16 protein-coding genes are annotated in these 18,936 nt (G+C 63.6%); 8 read left to right on the forward strand and 8 right to left on the reverse strand.

What is annotated here, in order from left to right:
• Positions 1 to 34: 34 nt before the first annotated feature.
• Together U5782_RS29955 and U5782_RS29960 are read left to right on the forward strand one after the other, a co-directional pair.
• A complete protein-coding gene (locus U5782_RS29955) occupies positions 35 to 832 on the forward strand; it encodes a DeoR/GlpR family DNA-binding transcription regulator (RefSeq protein WP_322047486.1) in 798 nt (265 codons plus the stop codon).
• A gap of 23 nt (positions 833 to 855) precedes the next feature.
• Positions 856 to 2,019, forward strand: a complete 1,164-nt coding sequence (locus tag U5782_RS29960; RefSeq protein WP_322047487.1) for an MFS transporter — start codon at positions 856 to 858, stop codon at positions 2,017 to 2,019.
• Between the two features lie 24 nt (positions 2,020 to 2,043).
• On the opposite strand, the gene U5782_RS29965 is transcribed toward U5782_RS29960, so the two are convergent.
• From U5782_RS29965 to U5782_RS29975, 3 genes are all read right to left on the reverse strand, one after another.
• A complete protein-coding gene (locus U5782_RS29965; RefSeq protein ID WP_322047488.1) occupies positions 2,044 to 3,519 on the reverse strand; it encodes an aldehyde dehydrogenase family protein in 1,476 nt (491 codons plus the stop codon).
• Between the two features lie 611 nt (positions 3,520 to 4,130).
• On the reverse strand, positions 4,131 to 5,081 hold the full coding sequence (gene speB / locus U5782_RS29970; protein ID WP_322047489.1) for an agmatinase: 951 nt from the start codon (positions 5,079 to 5,081) through the stop codon (positions 4,131 to 4,133).
• A gap of 135 nt (positions 5,082 to 5,216) precedes the next feature.
• Complete coding sequence (locus U5782_RS29975) at positions 5,217 to 6,056, reverse strand: helix-turn-helix transcriptional regulator (RefSeq protein ID WP_322047490.1); 840 nt, start codon at positions 6,054 to 6,056, stop codon at positions 5,217 to 5,219.
• Positions 6,057 to 6,324: 268 nt separating this feature from the next.
• Between U5782_RS29975 and U5782_RS29980 the strand changes: the two genes are divergently transcribed.
• The 4 genes from U5782_RS29980 (at position 6,325) to U5782_RS29995 (ending at position 11,093) form a co-directional block, all read left to right on the forward strand.
• Positions 6,325 to 6,672, forward strand: coding sequence for a cupin domain-containing protein (locus tag U5782_RS29980; protein ID WP_322047491.1), 348 nt, complete (start codon positions 6,325 to 6,327; stop codon positions 6,670 to 6,672).
• Between the two features lie 101 nt (positions 6,673 to 6,773).
• A complete protein-coding gene (locus U5782_RS29985; RefSeq protein ID WP_322047492.1) occupies positions 6,774 to 8,270 on the forward strand; it encodes an FAD-dependent oxidoreductase in 1,497 nt (498 codons plus the stop codon).
• Between the two features lie 72 nt (positions 8,271 to 8,342).
• Positions 8,343 to 9,272, forward strand: coding sequence for a LysR family transcriptional regulator (locus U5782_RS29990; RefSeq protein WP_322047493.1), 930 nt, complete (start codon positions 8,343 to 8,345; stop codon positions 9,270 to 9,272).
• Positions 9,273 to 9,494: 222 nt separating this feature from the next.
• Entirely contained in the window at positions 9,495 to 11,093 is a 1,599-nt protein-coding gene (locus tag U5782_RS29995; RefSeq protein WP_322047494.1) for a purine-cytosine permease family protein, read from the forward strand.
• 75 nt (positions 11,094 to 11,168) lie between these two features.
• On the opposite strand, the gene U5782_RS30000 is transcribed toward U5782_RS29995, so the two are convergent.
• Positions 11,169 to 11,603, reverse strand: coding sequence for a hypothetical protein (locus U5782_RS30000; protein WP_322047495.1), 435 nt, complete (start codon positions 11,601 to 11,603; stop codon positions 11,169 to 11,171).
• On the opposite strand from U5782_RS30000, the gene argG reads away from it, so the two are divergent.
• A complete protein-coding gene (gene argG / locus U5782_RS30005; protein ID WP_322047496.1) occupies positions 11,602 to 12,936 on the forward strand; it encodes an argininosuccinate synthase in 1,335 nt (444 codons plus the stop codon). The two genes, U5782_RS30000 and argG, sit on opposite strands and share 2 nt — an antisense overlap.
• Positions 12,937 to 13,040: 104 nt before the next feature.
• Here the strand turns inward: argG and U5782_RS30010 are convergent, their stop codons facing one another.
• Both U5782_RS30010 and U5782_RS30015 read right to left on the reverse strand, forming a co-directional pair.
• A complete protein-coding gene (locus U5782_RS30010) occupies positions 13,041 to 14,183 on the reverse strand; it encodes an SMP-30/gluconolactonase/LRE family protein (RefSeq protein ID WP_322047497.1) in 1,143 nt (380 codons plus the stop codon).
• Between the two features lie 151 nt (positions 14,184 to 14,334).
• Positions 14,335 to 14,805: a hypothetical protein gene (locus U5782_RS30015; RefSeq protein ID WP_322047498.1), complete on the reverse strand. Its 471-nt coding sequence runs from the start codon at positions 14,803 to 14,805 to the stop codon at positions 14,335 to 14,337.
• A gap of 361 nt (positions 14,806 to 15,166) precedes the next feature.
• Between U5782_RS30015 and U5782_RS30020 the strand changes: the two genes are divergently transcribed.
• Positions 15,167 to 16,747: an isocitrate lyase gene (locus tag U5782_RS30020; protein ID WP_322047499.1), complete on the forward strand. Its 1,581-nt coding sequence runs from the start codon at positions 15,167 to 15,169 to the stop codon at positions 16,745 to 16,747.
• Between the two features lie 159 nt (positions 16,748 to 16,906).
• Here the strand turns inward: U5782_RS30020 and U5782_RS30025 are convergent, their stop codons facing one another.
• Both U5782_RS30025 and U5782_RS30030 read right to left on the reverse strand, forming a co-directional pair.
• Complete coding sequence (locus tag U5782_RS30025) at positions 16,907 to 18,529, reverse strand: NAD(P)/FAD-dependent oxidoreductase (protein WP_322047500.1); 1,623 nt, start codon at positions 18,527 to 18,529, stop codon at positions 16,907 to 16,909.
• Between the two features lie 101 nt (positions 18,530 to 18,630).
• Positions 18,631 to 18,876 carry a hypothetical protein gene (locus tag U5782_RS30030; RefSeq protein WP_322047501.1) on the reverse strand — a complete coding sequence of 82 codons (246 nt, stop codon included), beginning with the start codon at positions 18,874 to 18,876 and terminating at the stop codon, positions 18,631 to 18,633.
• Between the last annotated feature and the right edge of the window lie 60 nt (positions 18,877 to 18,936).

Raw genomic sequence — 18,936 nt, forward strand, 5'->3', positions numbered from 1 at the left:
TTTACATTCTCGTTTATGCACGTTATCATGGGCTATGACTGATGACATTCCCATCGCGCGCCGCGAACTGATCGCGAGCCGCCTGGCCGCTGGCCAGTCGGTCGTTGCCGCTACGCTTGCTGCCGAATTCGCCGTATCCGAGGACGCGATTCGCCGCGATCTGCGTGCGCTCGCGGCCGAGGGGCGCTGCCGGCGCGTCTATGGCGGCGCGCTGCCTGTTTCGCCTGCATCGGCGCCCATGACCGTGCGCATGGACGAGGCGCGCGAGCGCAAGCAGGCGCTCGCGTGGGCCGCCGCGGCGCAGGTTCAACGCGGCGAACTGCTGTTTCTCGATACCGGCAGCACCAACCTCGCGCTGGTCGAGGCGCTGCCCGAAGACCACGAACTGACCGTCGCGACCAACTCCATCGACATTGCGGCCGCGTTGCTGCGGCGCGCCGATATCCGCCTGATCATGGTGGGCGGCTCAGTCGATCCGGTGGTGGGCGGCAGCGTCGATGCGATGGCGGTGGCGAGCGTGCAGAACCTGCATATCGATCGCTGTTTCCTGGGCGCGTGCGCGGTGTCGGCGCAAGAGGGCGTGAGCGCCTACGAATTCGCGGACGCCGTGTTCAAGCGCGCCGTCCTGGCGAGCAGCCGCCATTCGCTTATTCTCAGTACGACTGACAAACTCGATGCGCGCGCATCGCATCGCGTCGCCGCTTTGGACGCTATCGCGTGCGTGGTCGTCGAGCATGACATGCCGCACGCGCAGATCGCGGCGCTCGAGCAGGCGGGCACCGCCGTGCTGCAAGCGCAGCGTCCCGCAGGCCATTCAAGCGCGTCTGACTAACCCTCTCTCTGGAGTACCCGCCGATGGAGTTCGCCGATCGTCCCGCCACGCGCCTCGCCACCCGACTCGCTTTCTTCGTGGGCGGCTTCGGCATCGCCTGCTGGGCGCCGCTGGTGCCGTTCGCCAAGCAACGTCTCGCCGTGGATGACGGCACGCTCGGGATGTTGCTGCTGTGCATCGGCATGGGCTCGGTGGTGGCCATGCTGGCGACGGGCGCGCTCAGCGCGCGCTACGGCAGCAAGCCGATCATCGTCACGAGCGGCATCGCGCTCGCGCTGCTTTTGCCGCTGCTCACGGTCGCGTCCACGCCGATTTCGCTTGGGCTTGCGCTGCTCGTGTTCGGCGCGTCGCTCGGTTCGCTCGATGTGGCGATGAACGTCCACGCCGTCGAAGTGGAACGCGCCGCAAAGAAGCCGCTGATGTCGGGCTTTCATGCGCTCTTTAGTGTCGGTGGCTTTGCGGGCTCCACGTTCATGACGTTCCTGCTCTCGCTGCATCTTGGCGCGCTCGAAAGTACGGTGCTGTGCTCGGTGCTGATGTTGATCGCCATGCTGATCGCCCGGCCGCGCCTGTTGCGTGCCGTGCAGGCCGCGAGCGGGCCGCTCTTTGTCGTGCCGCGCGGCATCGTGCTGCTGATCGCGGCGCTCACCGGCATCACGTTTTTGGCCGAAGGCGCATTGCTCGACTGGAGCGCGCTGCTGATCACGGGCAAAGGGCTGGTTACCGCGACACAGGGCGGGTTCGGCTACATGTTGTTCGCCATCGCCATGACGTTCGGGCGGCTGACGGGCGACGCGGTGACGGCGCGCATCGGCGATCGTGCGACGTTGATCTGGGGTGGCCTGGTGGCCGTGGCCGGTTTCACGGTGCTGCTGGTTGCGCCGGTCACCGTACTGGCGATGGCGGGTTTTCTGTTGATCGGCCTGGGTGCCTCGAACATCGTGCCGGTGCTGTTCCGCCGCGCGGGAGCGCAGCAGACGATGCCCGCTGCGCTCGCCATTGCGGCGATCACGACGACCGGCTACGCGGGCGTGCTGGTAGGCCCGGCCGCCGTGGGCTTCGTTGCGAAGGCCGTGGGCCTCGAAACATCGTTCTGGATGCTAATGGGCCTGCTGTGCATCGTGCCGTGTTGCGCAATGCTCGTGACTCCCGCGCCAGAGCGCCAGACGGGTCTGGCGCGGGATTGAGACGAAAGCGCCAATGCGTGCGCGTTAGTTGGCGTCGGCGATTGCGTGGCGCAGTTCCTGATAACTCCGCAGACCCGCAAGACCCAGTTCGCGGCCGATGCCGCTCAGGCCCAGGCCGCCCCAGCACACCTGCGGGAAGATCAGTTGCGGCGTGTTGATCCATACGAGGCCCGCGCGCAGTTGCGACTTGTAGCGGCGCGCTGCTTCCTTGTCGGCGGTTACGACGGTCGCGACCAGACCATAGCGCGTGTCGTTGGCGAGTGCGATGGCTTCCTCGTCGGTGCGGAACGACTTCACGCAGGCGACGGGGCCGAACACTTCGTCGGTCCAGAGCACATTGTCCGCCGCTGGCTCCGCGATCACGACGGGCGCCATGAAGAAGCCGTTGGCGCAGGCGCTGTCGAGCTGACCCGAGAACGCCACGGATGCGCCTGCGTCCACGCCTTGCGCGAGCAGCGTCTGGACGCGATCGCGTTGCGCGGCCGAGACGAGCGGCCCCATCGTCACGTCCGCGCCCGTAGGCGGCCCGACGACGATCGAGCGCACTGCCGTCTCGAAGGTGGCCATGAACTTGCGGTACACGTCGTCGTGCACGAGGATGCGTGCCGTGGCCGAGCACATTTGCCCGGCATTCGCGAATGCGCCGCCGACGGCGAGCGTGACTGCGCCCTCGATATCGGCATCGGCGCGCACGATCAGCGCCGACTTGCCGCCCAGTTCCAGCGTGACGCGCTTCATGTCCTGTGCGGCGGCCTGCATGACCTTTTGACCCGAGGCGGTGCTGCCCGTGAACGAAATCTTGTCGATGAGCGGATGGGTGGTGAGTTGCGCGCCCACTGCGCCGCCGCCATTGACGAGATTCACGACGCCATCCGGCACGCCCGCTTCGGCGATGATTGCAGCCAGCAGGTGCTCGACCGGCGAGGTGAATTCCGAAGGCTTGAGCACGACGGTGCAGCCTGCGGCCAGCGCGGGGGCCATTTTCCATGCTGTCGTGACCATCGGGAAATTCCACGGCACGATCAGGGCGGCTACGCCGACGGATTCGTAGAAGCGCTCGCCGGTGATGGTGTGGTCGGGGAGGTCGATCGCTTCAGGCGCGAATAGGGCCGCGTCGCGGCACAGGCCTGCGTAGTAGTCGAAGGTGGCCGCTGCGTCGCTCACGTCGAGGCCCGCCTCGAAGGGCGGTTTGCCGCTGACCTGCATTTGCATTTCCGCCAGACGGTCTCGGTTTGATTCGATCAGTTCTGCGATTTTTTTCAGCAGATCGCCACGGGTGGCGGCGGCAGTCGCGCGCCAGGCGGGCAGCGCTGCGTGTGCTGCGCGCACGGCGGCGTCAATTTGCGCTGCGCTGGCTTGTTGTTGCCAGCCGATTGTTGCGCCTGTTGATGCGTTGTGGATTGGCGTTGATGTGTCCGCGTGTGCGCTCTGGTGCGCGTGGCCCGCGATTGTCGCCGCAGGTAGCGTGAACAGTTTCTCTTCTGCCAGCAGGGTGAGCATGACTCTGTCTCCGGTTTGCTTCATGGTCTGTCTTTGTGGTTCGCTTCCTTTTTCGCGTTTCCTTGTTTTCGTGTCGGTCTATTAGCGTCGCCCCTGTGCGGGGCAGCACCTACTTTTCTTTGCCGCGGCAAAGAAAAGTAGGCAAAAGAAAGCCGCTCAAACCGCTAGTGTGACGAAGTCGGCAAACCGCCGTTTAGGGGGAAAGGTATAGGGGCGTCTGTTCCTTCGCACCACATAACAAAGTGACAAAGCCGTCATACATCCGGGGGCGCTGCGCGCCCCGTGGGGCATAACGGCAAACCGAAGGTTTGCCAGAATTCGCGAAAATGCCATTAGAACAGGGGTTTCCCTTGCAGACCCGACCGCTGCGCGCAGAGCGAGCAGCGGGATGAATGAGCCCTTTGTCACTTCGTTGGAAGGTGCGAGGTGACAGACGCTCCTATACCTTTCCCCCTAAACGGCGGTTTGTGAACTGCGTCACACTGGCGGTGTGAGCGGCTTTCTTTTGCCTACTTTTCTTTGCCGCGGCAAAGAAAAGTAGGTGCCGCCCCGCACAGGGGCGACGCAAATAGACCGACAAGAAAACAAGGAAATGCCAAAAAAAAGGCAGCTTACCGATAATTAACGCCCGGCAAAACGCAGAGCATTTCAAAAGCGAGATTAGCGCCAACGAGCGCGGTAGTACCGGCCTGATCGTAAGGAGGAGAAACCTCAACGAGATCGGCGCCGACGATATTAAGCCCCTTCATACCGCGAATAATTTCGAGCCCTTGCTGCACGGTGAGCCCACCGACTTCAGGCGTTCCAGTGCCCGGCGCAAAAGCCGGATCAAGCCCATCGATATCGAAGCTGAGATAAACGGGCGTATCGCCCACACGTTCACGCACCTGCGCCATAAGAGGAGCGAGCGACTTGTTCCAGCATTCTTCGGCCTGCACGACGGTGAAGCCCTGCTGCCGACACCAGTCGAAGTCGTCGGCGTGATAACCCGTGCCACGCAGGCCGATCTGGGTAACCTTATCGCACTGAAGCAGGCCATCTTCCACAGCACGCCGGAAAGGCGTCCCATGCGCGATCTTCTCGCCAAACATGGTGTCGTTCACATCAGCGTGAGCATCGATATGCACGACGGCGACCTTGCCGTACTTCTTGTGCAACGCACGCAAAATAGGCCAGGCAATCGTATGGTCGCCACCCAGCGTAATCGGCCGGCACCCATTAGCAACGATCGCATCATAGGCCTCCTCGATCAAACGAACCGAATCCTTCAGATCGTACGGATTCGTTGCGACATCACCAATATCGGCGACCTGCAGCGAATCGAACGGCGCCGCGCGCGTAGCCATGTTGTAGGGGCGCAGCAGCACCGATTCCGAGCGGATCTGGCGCGGTCCGAAACGCGCGCCCGAACGGTTCGAGGTGCCCAGGTCCAGTGGCACGCCCACGAAGCAGGCGTCGAGTCCTTCGGTGGTCTGCGCCTGCGGCAGGCGCATCATCGTGGCAATGCCGCCAAAGCGCGGCATGTCGTTGCCGCCGAGCGGCTGGTTAAGTTCGCGTTGCATGGGGATGTCTCCGATCGTTAGCGGCTATCAAATGAAATGCAATTGAAGCGATCGGCAGATGGTAGGCGACGCGCGCGCCGCGCAAATCACGAAGTTGAGATGTTCACATCGACGCCAATCGATGCGAGCGGGCCGTTACAGCGCCGCGAGACGTGGGCAAGCCGGCCCCCAGCCGATCAGTTCGCGCTTGGTCCGCACGCCCAGCTTCGCAAACGCCCGCTTCACGTAGGACTCGGCCGTGGCGGGGCGCACGCCGAGTATCTCGGCGGACTCGGGCACGGTCTTGCCGGTGATGAGGTGCGCGCAAATTTCGTATTCGCGCTTGGACAACTTCACGCCTTCCGCCGCGATGCGCGCATCGAATTGCGCAAGCGGATGCAGATACGAGGTGGGATGAGCCACGCGCCGGGCCGCGCTCGTCGAGGCGTGCAGTTCGAGCAGCGGGAACAGGAAGTCGCTCACGTGGCGAAAGCGGTTCATCTCCGCCAGTGAGAAGGGCGGCGCATGCAGCGCGCGTTCGAGCGCAATCGAGTGCTGGGCGTGGCGCGTGCCGCGTGCGAGCACGCATTCATGGGCGATGAGCGCTTCGTCGAAGAGCCGCTGGCGGAATTCGCCCGGCGGGATCGCGCCGATGTCGCGCACCACCAGCATCGTGCCGATCTTGCCGCGAATGCCCGCAAACAGCGGATCGCTCTCGTAGAAGCGATCGTAGTAGAGGGTCATCACTTCCGAAATGGTGCCGGAGTCCATGCCCACGCCGCCGCTGCCTACCCATTCGCAGCGAAAGCCCGTGGGCAGGCTGGTGTCGGCGCGCGAGCGTTCGATATGGACGACGTTCAGCGGCACGACCTCGTTGAGCAGGAGCGTGAGGCGCGGCACGAAGTCAGGCGTGCCAACGGCTTCGATCACATGGCCGAGCGTCTTGAACGACAGCGGGAAGTTCGTTTGTTCTTGCGGGGGTACGGGAATCAGCATGGCGTGCCCCAGATTGAAGGCCAGTCGATTATAGCCGAACGGCTGCGCGCCCCGTTAGACGGGGTTTTCAGAGGATCCGCGCGACGTGGCCGTGCTTCGCGCGCGGGCCCAGGGTGTTCCCCAAAAAGCGCCAGAACGAATCGGCGAAATCACGCGAAACGCATCTTGCCCCCCCTCGGGGGGGGCATACCGGGGCAGCGCGACCCGGCAACATGGCCGCACCGATTCAATGAACACGTCGGCATCGACGTCAGACACAGGAACCAACATGAGCAAGCTGATTCACGACATCAAGGAACTGGGCGCAGGTCTGGGCGAGTACACCAAGCTGGAATACGGCATGGACGAAGGCGATTGGCGCGCAGCCGAAGGCGCGAGCGGCAATTACGTCGTCGGCTTCTGGGAAGGTAAGGTTGGCTCGGTCGAGTTCCCTGAGACGGGCGCCGACGAAGCTTGCTGGCTCGTCGAAGGCAAGATCGCGCTGACCGATGTGAACGGCGGCCGCAAGGAATTCTCGGCAGGCCAGGGCTATCTGCTGCCGAAGGGTTTCGCAGGCAGCTGGGAAACGATCGCAGACGCGAAGAAGTTCTACGTCCTGCTCGAACCGCAGCAATAAATACAGCAAACCCCCCAGCGATTCCTCAATCGCAAGCCGCGCTCTTCGCCTCGGGCGAAAACGCGCGGCGCCGTCCCCCCGCTTTATGCAGTGAAGCCATCATGAGCGATAGCGCGCAACTCTACGAAGCCGGCATGGGTGCCTCCGCACCGGCCGCCAAACGCGAAACAACGCGCGAAACGACGCGCGAATCAACGCGTCCTCCCGCTGCCTTGGGCGTGGAAGAAGCGCTTTCGCGCACGAAACTTTCGCCTTACTGGCTCGACAATCCGGCGCAACCGCCTGCCGAGCCGAAACTCACGCAAGACACCCGCGCCGATCTGCTGATCGTGGGCGGCGGCTTCACGGGCCTCTGGGCCGCCGTGCAAGCCAAGGAGCAGATGCCTGAACTCGACGTCGTGCTGATCGAGGCGGGGCGCGTTGCGCACGGCGCATCGGGTCGCGCGGGCGGCATCATCTCGACTTCGGTGATGCATGGCCTGCCCAACGCAGTGCGCGTGTTCCCGAACGACATCGCGCAACTGGAAGAATTCGGCCATCGCAATCTGGATGGCTTCGAGGAAACGCTCAAGCGCTACAGCATCGACGCCGATATCGAATGGAACGGCGAGATGACGGTGGCGGTGGACCCGGACCACGTCGAGCATCTGCAAGCGGACTACGATCTGCACACCGAATATGGCCACAACGTCGAATTGCTCGACGCAAAGGCCACGCGCGAGCAGCTGGATTCGCCGCTTTTCGCAGGCGCGCTCTGGTCGCGTAATCGCAGCGGTATCGTGCATCCGGCCAAGCTTGCCTGGGGTCTCAAGCGCGCGGCGCTTTCGCTGGGCGTGCGGCTCTATGAACACAGCCCGCTCGTGACCGTCACCGACGAAGGCGAAACCGTCTTCGTGAAGACGCCCGAGGGCAGCGTGCGCGCGCCGCGCGTGGTGTTCGGCAGCGGTACGGCGAAGGTCGGCATTGCCGACATCAACCGCCGCGTTTTGCAGGTGCGCGATCACGTGCTTGCCACCGAGCCGCTCACCGAAGAGCAACTCGCGCGCATCGGCTGGAAGAATCGCCAGGGCATTTACGACACGCGCACGCAGCTCAACTATTTCCGCCTCACGAAGAACAACAACATCATCTTCGGCGGGCTGGTGAGCTATCACTTCGACGGCGATCCGAATCCGCGTCAGGACGAGCAGCGCGAAACCTATTACCGGCTCGCGCAGGCGTTCTACAACACCTTCCCGCAGCTCGCGGATGTGCGTTTCTCGCACGCCTGGGGCGGCCCGATCGATTACTGCTCGCGCGGCTCCGTGTTCGCGAAGCGTTATCTGGGCGAGAAGGCCGTGTTCGTCGCGGGCTATACGGGCTTTGGCGTGGCAGCGAGCCGATTCGGCGCCTTCATGGGCCTGAACCTGCTGTTCGATCGCAACAGCCCCGAACGTGAACTCGATATCGCGAAGCTGAGCCCGACCTATATCCCGCCCGAGCCGGTGCGCTGGCTGGCGGCCAAGGTCACCTTCCACGCGTTCGACGGCGCGGACGCCGAAGGCGGCTGGAAGCGGGCCTGGATCAAGGGCATCAAGGCCCTGGGTTTCCCGATGTGATGATATGAGCACCGTGCGCAGCCGGGGCGATGCGAGCATCGTTGCGGCTGCGCCGCAGTCATTCGAAGCGGCATGTTTTCCAATACTTCCGATCTCGACCTGCGCCTCGTGCGGGTCTTCCTCGCCGTGGTGGACGCGCGCGGCATCACCGCCGCCGAAGCGACGCTCGGCGTGCGCCAGTCCACCATCAGCTCGCAGCTTTCCGCGCTGGAAGCGCGCGTGGGCTTCACGCTGTGCGAGCGTGGGCGCGGCGGCTTTCGCCTGACTTCGAAGGGCGAGCGTTTCGTCAGTTCGGCGCGTGCGCTGATTTCGGCGACGTCGCAGTTCGTCGCCCAGGTGCGCGACATCGACCGCAAGCTCGTCGGCACGCTCTCCATCGGTTTGATCGGCCAGGCTTCGCATGTGGAAAACGTGCGGCTGGCGGAAGCGATCGGCGCCTTTCGCAAGCGCGATCAGGCGGTGCGTTTCGCCATGCGCGTGGCGCCGCCGCAAGAGCTTGAGGAAAGCCTCGTGAACCAGCAGCTCGATCTCGCGATTGGTTATTTCTGGCATCGCGTGGCGGGGCTCAGCTACACCGAGCTATTCAGCGAGCGCCAGGTGATCTGCTGTGGGCGCGGTCATCCGCTCTTTCACGAAGGGCCGGACGTGACGCTCGACGAGCTGCGCGTGCACGACTGGATCTGGCGCAGTTATCCCGTGCCCGAGGAACTGGCAAGCATCGGCGAGCGCCAGGTGACCGCGATCGCGGACAGCATCGACGCGGCCACGGTGCTGATTCTCTCCGGCAGCCATATCGGCTATTTGCCCGAACACCATGCGCAACCGTTCGAACAGCGTGGCTTGATTCGCGTGCTCGGGCGTAGCGCCTTCGGTTTCGATGTGCCGCTGCATCTGGCCGTCAAGCGCGGCGCTGCAGATCGACCCATCGTGCAGGCCTTCTGCGAAGACCTGCTCAACGTGTATGGCGCGTACGACATGGAGGACGAGCGCGCGTGTGCGTGACGCCCTGATCGGCATGCATCGATCTGGATGCGCACACAACAAAAAGAAGAGGGCGGCGAAACATTGGCCGTGCGTGAAGTGAACGTTTGAAATACGCAATATGGCGCGCATTCGAGTGCTTTAGAGTGACCGCCAGAGATGAGGATAGTGCGCGGATTTCACCGCGCGACGGGATAAAGGCAACGCCGCTAGCCGAGCCGAAGCCCCAAGGAGTGAGACAACATGGCAGACAACACCAGCATCACGCAAGTCGAGACATTCGGTTTCGAGCGCATTCCCGACGTGTCGCGCTATGCGCGACCCATCGACCTTTTCCGCCTGCTGTTCGGCGGTTGCAATACGTTTTCCACTTCGGTGCTGGGCGCCTTTCCGGTGCTCGTCGGCCTGTCGTTCAAGGCGAGCCTGTGGTCGATCGTGATCGGCGTGCTCGCCGGCACCTTCATCCTCGCGCCGATGAGTTCGTTCGGTCCGCGCAACGGCACCAGCGACCCGGTTTCGTCGGGCGCGCACTTCGGCATTCATGGCCGGATCGTCGGTTCGTTCCTCGCGATTCTGACCTCCGTCGCCTTCTTCTCGCTGGCCGTGTGGAGTTCGGGTGACGCGCTCGTGGGCGGCGCGCACAACATGGTGGGCCTGCCGCAGAACGGCTGGACGCTCGGCGTGGCCTATATGGTGTTCGCCGTGCTCGTGCTGGTCGTGTGCATCTATGGCTTCCGCTTCATGCTGTGGGTCAACAAGATCGCCGTGTGGGCCGCGAGCCTGATGTTCATTCTCGGTGCGTTCGCGTTTGCCAGTACCTTCGACATCAACTACGCGGGCACGCTGCAGCAAGGCAGCGCGGGCTTCTGGGCCGCCTTTATCGGCGCGGTGCTGGTGGCGCTGAGCAACCCGGTGTCGTTCGCTTCGACGCTGGGCGACTGGGCGCGCTACATTCCGCAGACGACGCCGCGCTATCGCGTCATGGGCGCCGTGTACGCCGCACAGATCGCGACCTTCGTGCCGTTCTTCTTCGGCCTGGCTACCGCGACCATCATCGCCACCCACGCGCCGAGCTTCATCCAGTCGAACGACTATGTGGGCGGCCTGCTCGCGGTGTCGCCGCGCTGGTTCCTGTTGCCGATGTGCCTGATCGCGATCATCGGCGGGATGTCGACGGGCACGACCGCGCTGTACGGCACGGGCCTCGATATGTCGAGCATGTTCCCCAAGTACCTGAACCGCGTGCGCGCCACGTTGCTGATCGGTACGCTGGCGATCGCCTTCATCTTCATCGGCCGCTTCGCGTTCAACCTCGTGGAGAGCGTGTCGACGTTCTCGACGCTGATCTGCACGTTCAGCTGCCCGTGGATGGCGATCATGGTGATCGGCTATATGCAGCGCCGCGGCTTTTATCTGGGCGACGACCTTCAGGTGTTCAACCGCGGCGGTCGTGGCGGTCACTACTGGTTCACGCACGGCTGGAACCTGCGCGCGATGGGTGCGTGGCTGCCGGCGGCTTTCCTCGGTCTGTCGTTCGTGAATCTGCCGGGCCAGTTTGTTGGGCCGCTGGGTAACCTCGCGGGAGGTTGCGATCTGAGCGTGCCGGTGTCCTTCCTGGTGGGCGGTTTGATTTATCTGGTGCTGCTGTCGATCTTCCCGGAACCCGATGCGGTTTATGGCCCGCAAGGACGCCGATTCGTGCGGGGTGGCCGCGCGGCGGCGACCGCCAAGGTGACGCCGGTTACGGCGCGTGTGGCAGCGTCGGCAAAGTCCGCAAAGCCCGCGCAGGCTCGCAAGCGCCAGGAGCGTGAAACCGTCGGCTTGCGGGAAACTGTTGAATAAGCGGGTTGAATAAGCGTTGAAGCAGCGTCGACCGACGGCCGGCTGAGCGCTGGCTAGCCGTCGAGCAGTTGGAATTCACCGGCCGATGCGTCTAGCCTCGGCCGTTTTTTTTTGTTCACCGATCGCGCCCTTTCTCGAATCCTCCTGGATCGGTTCCTTCTCATCCATTTTTTTGCCGCGCCAGGCGCTCAAAACGCCCTCTGACCCGCTCGATTTGCCCAAAAACCGCTGAAATGGTTCGGGAAAAATCAGAAAGGCCTTAAAATCTCCTGTTCCTCGACGGATCGCCACGCTGATGCCGGCCTTTTTTCGCCGCCTGCCGTGGCTCGCAATGTCCGATGGGGACGCATCGAGGGCGATATCGACGCCGCCGCCGGACCCGCAGCGCAGCGGGTGTCGGTGAGCCGGGCGCGATCGGCTAAACTGTATGCCCTGCGCGGCCCCGCCTCTTTTCAAACCCGTCGCGGCATCGCGGCGTCGGGTCAATGCATAGACTGGATGAACAATCATGAGCACGATTCTCGAATCTCTTCCGACCGGCCAGAAAGTCGGCATCGCGTTTTCCGGCGGCCTTGACACCAGCGCCGCGCTGGTCTGGATGCGCAAGAAGGGCGCCGTGCCCTACGCCTACACCGCGAACCTCGGCCAGCCCGACGAAGAAGATTACGACGCGATCCCGCGCCGCGCGACCGAATACGGCGCAGAAGGCGCACGCCTGATCGACTGCCGCGCGCAGCTCGTCGCCGAAGGCATCGCTGCGCTGCAAAGCGGCGCGTTCCACGTTTCGACCGCTGGCGTCACCTACTTCAACACGACGCCGCTGGGCCGCGCCGTGACCGGCACGATGCTCGTCGCCGCGATGAAGGACGACGGCGTGAACATCTGGGGCGACGGTTCGACCTACAAGGGCAACGACATCGAGCGTTTCTACCGCTACGGTCTGCTCGTCAATCCGGATCTGAAGATCTACAAGCCGTGGCTCGACCAGACGTTCATCGACGAACTCGGCGGCCGTTCGGAAATGTCGGAGTTCATGAACCAGCAAGGCTTCGCGTACAAGATGTCGGCTGAAAAGGCCTACTCGACGGACTCGAACCTGCTCGGCGCGACGCACGAAGCCAAGGATCTGGAAAGCCTGGAATCGGGCATCAAGATCGTCAACCCGATCATGGGCGTGGCGTTCTGGCGCGACGACGTCAAGGTCGACCGCGAAGAAGTGACGATCCGCTTCGAGGAAGGCCAGCCGGTCGCCCTGAACGGCAAGACTTTCCCGAACGCTGTCGAACTGCTGCTCGAAGCGAACCGTATCGGTGGCCGTCACGGTCTGGGCATGAGCGACCAGATCGAAAACCGCATCATCGAAGCGAAGTCGCGCGGTATCTACGAAGCCCCGGGCCTGGCACTGCTGTACATCGCTTACGAGCGTCTCGTCACGGGCATCCACAACGAAGACACCATCGAGCAATACCGCGAAAACGGCCGCAAGCTGGGCCGTCTGCTGTATCAAGGCCGCTGGTTCGACCCGCAAGCCATCATGCTGCGCGAATCGGCGCAACGCTGGGTCGCACGCGCGATCACGGGCGAAGTGACGATCGAACTGCGCCGCGGCAACGACTACTCGCTGCTGAGCACGAAGTCGCCGAACCTGACGTACCAGCCGGAACGCCTGTCGATGGAGAAGGTCGCTTCGACGTTCTCGCCGCGCGACCGTATCGGCCAGCTGACGATGCGCAACCTCGACATCACCGACACGCGCGACAAGCTGCGCGTCTACTCGCAAGCCGGTCTGCTCTCCGGCGGCGATAACTCGGGCGTGCCGCTGCTGAAGACCGACAAGGAATAAGTCCGGTCTGAAACGCGTCTGTTACGCGAAACAGCCCGCTCCGGTTTGACCGGAGCGGGCTGTTTGTTTTTTGGGCGCTGCCTTTTCCGTGCGAGCCGCGCCGATCAGCGATGGTCGATCGGCGAGGGCGCCATGCCGATCTTCATCTTGTACAGATGCACCGGATACTGCACGGTCGAGGCCTGGCCGCCCGTCGTTGCGGGCGTGCGGTTGATCTGCGCGGCGGGCATCCACAGATAGCCGTCCTCCACCCACATCGCGTCCACCCAGACGAGGCGCGGATCGGCGATCAGCGTCGTTACCTTGCCGTCGGGCGCGATGCGCTTGACGCTGCGCGTGTTCACGTCGGACGCGTAGATATTGCCCGCCGCGTCGATGGCGGTGCCGCCCGTGCTCCACGTGTCGATCCAGCGCTCGGCGTGCGCGGCCACGGTATCGGCGCTCAGATCGGGCTGATCGAGGTAGCGCGTTTCGATACGCGCCATCGGCCCCGGAATCGCCTGGTAGTACAGGTAACTGCCGTCGGGCGACACTTCCAGTTGATCCAGCCCGACGCGCTTGGTGTTGCCGTTGGCGAGGAACAGTTCGCGTCCGTCGGCGTGGATCGGCCCGTGGTCGATCGACAGATCGTGGCCGTCCAGCAGGCGGCGCGAGGTGCCGTCCTTCAGATTCAGCACCACGAGGCCGACCGCGCCCGGATCGGTCAGATAGGCGAGGTCGCCGTGAAAGCGCACATCGTCGAAATAGCTGTTGTCCTTTTGCGTCGCCTGATCGAACTGGTAGACGCGATCGACCTGGTTGGTCGACAGGTCGATGCGCACCAGCTTGCCCGCACCCGGCACCGCATGCGCGCCCGTGCCGATGCCGGTATTGCCCGCGTCGACCGCCCACAGCGCGCCGTCCGGGCCGATGCGCACGGCGTTCACGTGCAGGAAATGCTTCGCGGGATCGGCGCCGGTTTGCCAGTGGTTCCACTGTGCATCGGGGAAGGGCTGCAATTCGCCGTTGCGCAGTTCGGCGAGCGACATGCCCGGCCCTTCGGATTGCGTGAGCGACACGAAAATGCGCCCGTCGGGTGCCACGGCCACGCCGTTCCAGATATGCGGCGAGGTCGCCACGGCGATCAGGCGCGGGTCGTCGACGGTGGGCAGGGCGGGCGGCAGGGTGTCGGCCGCACGGGCCGTGTGGAAGGCGGGCAGCGTCAGCGCGAGCGCGGCGGCGAGCAGGATGCGCGAAGCGGTTTTCATGAGGTGGCGTCTCCGGTCTGTTCTGGTCAGGTTCCGCGCCGGAAAAGGCGCGGAATGGACCGGAGTATCGGCGTCGCGACCGATAGACACTATTGTTGTTTTTTTATGCTTCGATTCCCTCGGGGAATGAATGAGCCGCCATGACCGGCGCTTAATGCACCGCTAACGCATTGACCTGCGCATTGCCCACGCCAGACGCGATATTGATGCCGACGTTGCCGCTCACGGCCGCAAGCGCCCCCGCGCCGAGTTCGGCGACGCCGCTGCCGCTCATGCCGCTTATGCGCGCGGTGGCATGCACGTTTTGCTGCGTGACGATTTCCGCCTGAGGTGTGCTGACCAGGGCGATCTGATTGGCCTGGGCGTTGAGCGCCCCGGCGGCGATATTCACGCCCACGTTGCCGCTTGCGGCGCGCAGCACGTCCTGTCCCACCGAAGCCGCCGATGCGCCGAGCGTCGCGCGGCCGTCGATATCCTGCAGCGTGGTCAATTTCGCCGATGCGAACACGGTCGTGCCGTCGTCCGCGGACAAGGCCGCCGAGTTTTCCGCGAATGCCGGCGACGCTGTGGCCAGCGCTGCGGTCCAGAGCACCACGGTGCTCAGCAAGTTGCAAACATTCATCAAAGGCTCCTGGGCGTGTGCGAATCTCGCGTGTAGTCGCGATAACGACCGGAAATCGGCAAGTTGAAGAGCGGAGTTTCCCGGTGGCCGTGCGAGCCTGCTCTTCGGCCTTCGAAACCACATTTCACATTGCGGAATTCGCGGAAAATTTCTGCGATTAAAACTTTCCGTCCTTTGAAAGGGTGTTTCATGTCGCGAAATTCGTTATCTATCTCATTGAAAAATAACGGAAAATATAGTCTTATGTCTTATATAAGACTTGGATGAAGCGGCGCTACTATTGAGTCATGCAGTTCGCTTCGTCAGACGCAGCGGGACGCAAAATCCTCTACTTAATGCGCTTTGCCCTTAGGAGATCGACATGGCCCAATATCAGGACGACATCAAGGCAGTTGCTGGTTTGAAGGAGAAACAAGGCAGCGCGTGGAATGCCATCAATCCGGAATCGGCTGCACGCATGCGCGCCCAGAACAAGTTCAAGACGGGTCTCGACATCGCGAAGTACACCGCGAAGATCATGCGCGCCGACATGGCCGCCTACGATGCCGATCCGTCGAAGTACACCCAGTCGCTCGGCTGCTGGCACGGCTTCATCGGTCAGCAGAAGATGATCTCCATCAAGAAGCACTTCAACAGCACCGAACGCCGTTACCTGTACCTCTCGGGCTGGATGGTCGCTGCGCTGCGCTCCGAGTTCGGCCCGCTGCCGGACCAGTCGATGCACGAAAAGACCTCGGTCAGCGCGCTGATCCGCGAGCTGTACACCTTCCTGCGCCAGGCCGACGCCCGTGAACTGGGCGGCCTGTTCCGTCAGCTGGACGCCGCCGAGGGCGCCGCCAAGGCCGCCATTCAGGAAAAGATCGACAACCACGTGACCCACGTGGTGCCGATCATCGCCGACATCGACGCCGGTTTCGGCAACGCCGAGGCGACCTACCTGCTGGCCAAGCAGTTCATCGAAGCGGGCGCCTGCTGTATCCAGATCGAAAACCAGGTGTCCGACGAGAAGCAGTGCGGCCACCAGGACGGCAAGGTCACGGTGCCGCACGAGGACTTCCTCGCCAAGGTGCGCGCGATCCGCTACGCCTTCCTCGAACTGGGCGTGGACGACGGCATCATCGTCTGCCGTACCGACTCGCTGGGCGCAGGCCTGACCAAGCAGATCGCCGTGACCCATACGCCGGGCGACCTGGGCGACCAGTACAACTCGTTCCTCGACTGCGACGAAATCTCGGCCGATGCACTGGGCAATGGCGATGTGGTCATCAAGCGCGACGGCAAGCTGTTGCGTCCGAAGCGCCTGCCGAGCAACCTGTTCCAGTTCCGCGCCGGTACGGGCGAAGCACGCTGCGTGCTGGACTGCATCACGTCGCTGCAAAACGGCGCCGACCTGCTGTGGATCGAAACCGAAAAGCCGCATATCGCCCAGATCGCCGGCATGGTCAACGAGATCCGCAAGGTCATCCCGAACGCCAAGCTGGTGTACAACAACAGCCCGTCGTTCAACTGGACGCTGAACTTCCGTCAACAGGCGTACGACGCGATGGTGGCGGCAGGCAAGGACGTGTCGTCCTACGATCGCAATCAGCTGATGAGCGCGGAATACGATCAGACCGAACTGGCGATCGCCGCCGACGAGAAGATCCGCACGTTCCAGGCCGATGCGGCGCGTGAAGCCGGCATCTTCCACCACCTGATCACGCTGCCGACGTACCACACGGCGGCACTGTCGACCGACAACCTCGCCAAGGAATACTTCGGCGACCAGGGCATGCTCGGTTATGTGGCCGGCGTGCAGCGCAAGGAAATCCGTCAGGGCATCGCGTGCGTCAAGCACCAGAACATGTCCGGCTCGGATATCGGCGACGACCACAAGGAGTATTTCAGCGGCGAAGCAGCGCTGAAGGCGGCGGGTAAAGACAACACGATGAACCAGTTCTAAGACCGGTCGTACCTCACGCAAAAACGCCAACCCTTGCGGGTTGGCGTGAGAGAGGCAGAACTGAACGAAACAGCCCGATTGGCTTGCGCCAATCGGGCTGTTTTTTTGCATCCGGCTCTGAGTCGCCAGGCCGGGAGCGTTACGCCGTCGCCGTCTGGATCAGGACGCGTGAGCGGACGTCAGGTTGAGCGCCACCGCCTGCGCAACCTCGATGCCATCGATGGCCGCGGAGTAGATACCGCCTGCGTAGCCCGCGCCTTCGCCAGCGGGATACAAGCCTTCGACGTTCATGCTCTGGTAGTCGTCCTTACGTCGAACCCGGATGGGCGACGACGTGCGCGTTTCCACGCCGGTCAGCACGGCGTCGTGCATCGCGAAGCCGGAAATCTTCCGGTCGATCTGCGGCAGCGCTTCGCGGATGGCATCGATCACGTAGTCGGGCAGCGCGGTGCTCAGGTCGGTCGGGCGCACGCCCGGCTTGTACGACGGCACCACGGAGCCGAGCGACGTCGACGGACGGCCGGCGATGAAGTCGCCGACCAGTTGGCCCGGCGCGTGATAGTCGCCGCCGCCGAGTTCGAACGCGCGCTCTTCCCATTTGCGCTGGAACGCGATACCGGCCATCGGACCGCCGGGATAGTCTTCCGGCGTGATGCCGACGACGATGCCCGCGTTCGCGTTGCGCTCGGCGCGCGAATACTGGCTCATGCCGTTGGTGACCACGCGGCCCGGCTCCGAGGTCGCCGCGACCACCGTACCGCCCGGGCACATGCAGAAGCTGTAGACCGCGCGGCCATTGCTGCAGTGATGGACCACCTTGTAATCGGCCGCGCCGAGTTCCTTGTGGCCCGCGAACTTGCCGAAACGCGCGCGATCGATCAGGCCCTGCGGATGTTCGATACGGAAGCCCAGCGAGAACGGCTTGGATTCGATATAGACGCCGCGATCGTTGAGCATCTGGAAGGTGTCGCGCGCGCTGTGGCCGACGGCCAGCACCACGTGGTCGCAGCGCAGCGTTTCGCCGTTCGAGAGCTTGAGCGCGCGCACCTTGCCCTGATCGATTTCGATATCGTCGACGCGGGTTTCAAAGCGGATTTCGCCGCCCAGTTCCTCGATGTTGGCGCGCATCTTTTCCACCATGCTGACGAGGCGGAAGGTGCCGATGTGCGGCCGGCTCAGATAGAGAATGTCGTCCGGCGCGCCGGCCTTGACGAACTCGTCCAGCACTTTGCGGCCGTAGTGGTGCGGGTCCTTGATCTGGCTGTACAGCTTGCCGTCGGAGAACGTGCCGGCCCCGCCTTCGCCAAACTGCACGTTCGACTCGGGATTGAGGACGCTCTTGCGCCACAGGCCGAAGGTGTCCTTGGTGCGCTCGCGCACGGCCTTGCCGCGCTCCAGGATGATCGGGCGAAAGCCCATCTGCGCGAGGATCAGGCCGGCGAACAGACCGCACGGTCCCATGCCGATCACGACCGGGCGCAGGGCAGTGGAGTGTTCCGGGGCCTTCGCGACAAAGCGGTAGGTCATGTCCGGCGTCACGCTGCAATGCGGCGTGTCCGCGAGCCGCTTGAGCGCGGCCGCTTCGTCCTTGACGTCGACATCGACGATATACGTCAGCTTGATGTCCGAGCGCTTGCGCGCGTCGTGCGCGCGGCGGAACACCGTGTAACGGAGGAGCCCGTCTTCCGCCACGCCGAGATCCGCGAGGCGCGCGCGGATCGCGGCTTCGAGATCACTTTCGGGGTGATCGAGGGGGAGTTTGACTTCGCTTAGACGTAACATGAGTACTGGGATGCGGTCACCACGCAATCGTGGCGGTGTTGAAACAGGCGGAGGCGGCATGCGGATGGCGGCGCTGTTCGCAGCGCGGTCATCCCTTCTGATCAGAATGTGAGGCGAGCCTGGCGTGGAGAAGGCTCTCGCGTCCCGGAGTCGTCACGCAAGCCCGCGAGCGCAGCGGTAGATGCTCGCTTCACGCTCACTTCATCAACGATCTCGCCCGCGCCAGCCGCCGTTGGGCGGCGCGCTATCGCCAACTGGCGGAACGCGAAGATGCGGGTGAGGGCTGTGGGGACGAAACCGAGGGCCTGATCGACGTAACCGCCCTCTTTGTTGAAGTTTACCATCATCGGCCCGTCGCCAGAGCCGCCTTGGTACAAACGGCGCGCGTGGCCGATGGCGCCTGTCGG

Origin of the sequence: Paraburkholderia sp. J67 (assembly GCF_905220265.1) — a bacterium.
Taxonomy (GTDB): domain Bacteria; phylum Pseudomonadota; class Gammaproteobacteria; order Burkholderiales; family Burkholderiaceae; genus Paraburkholderia.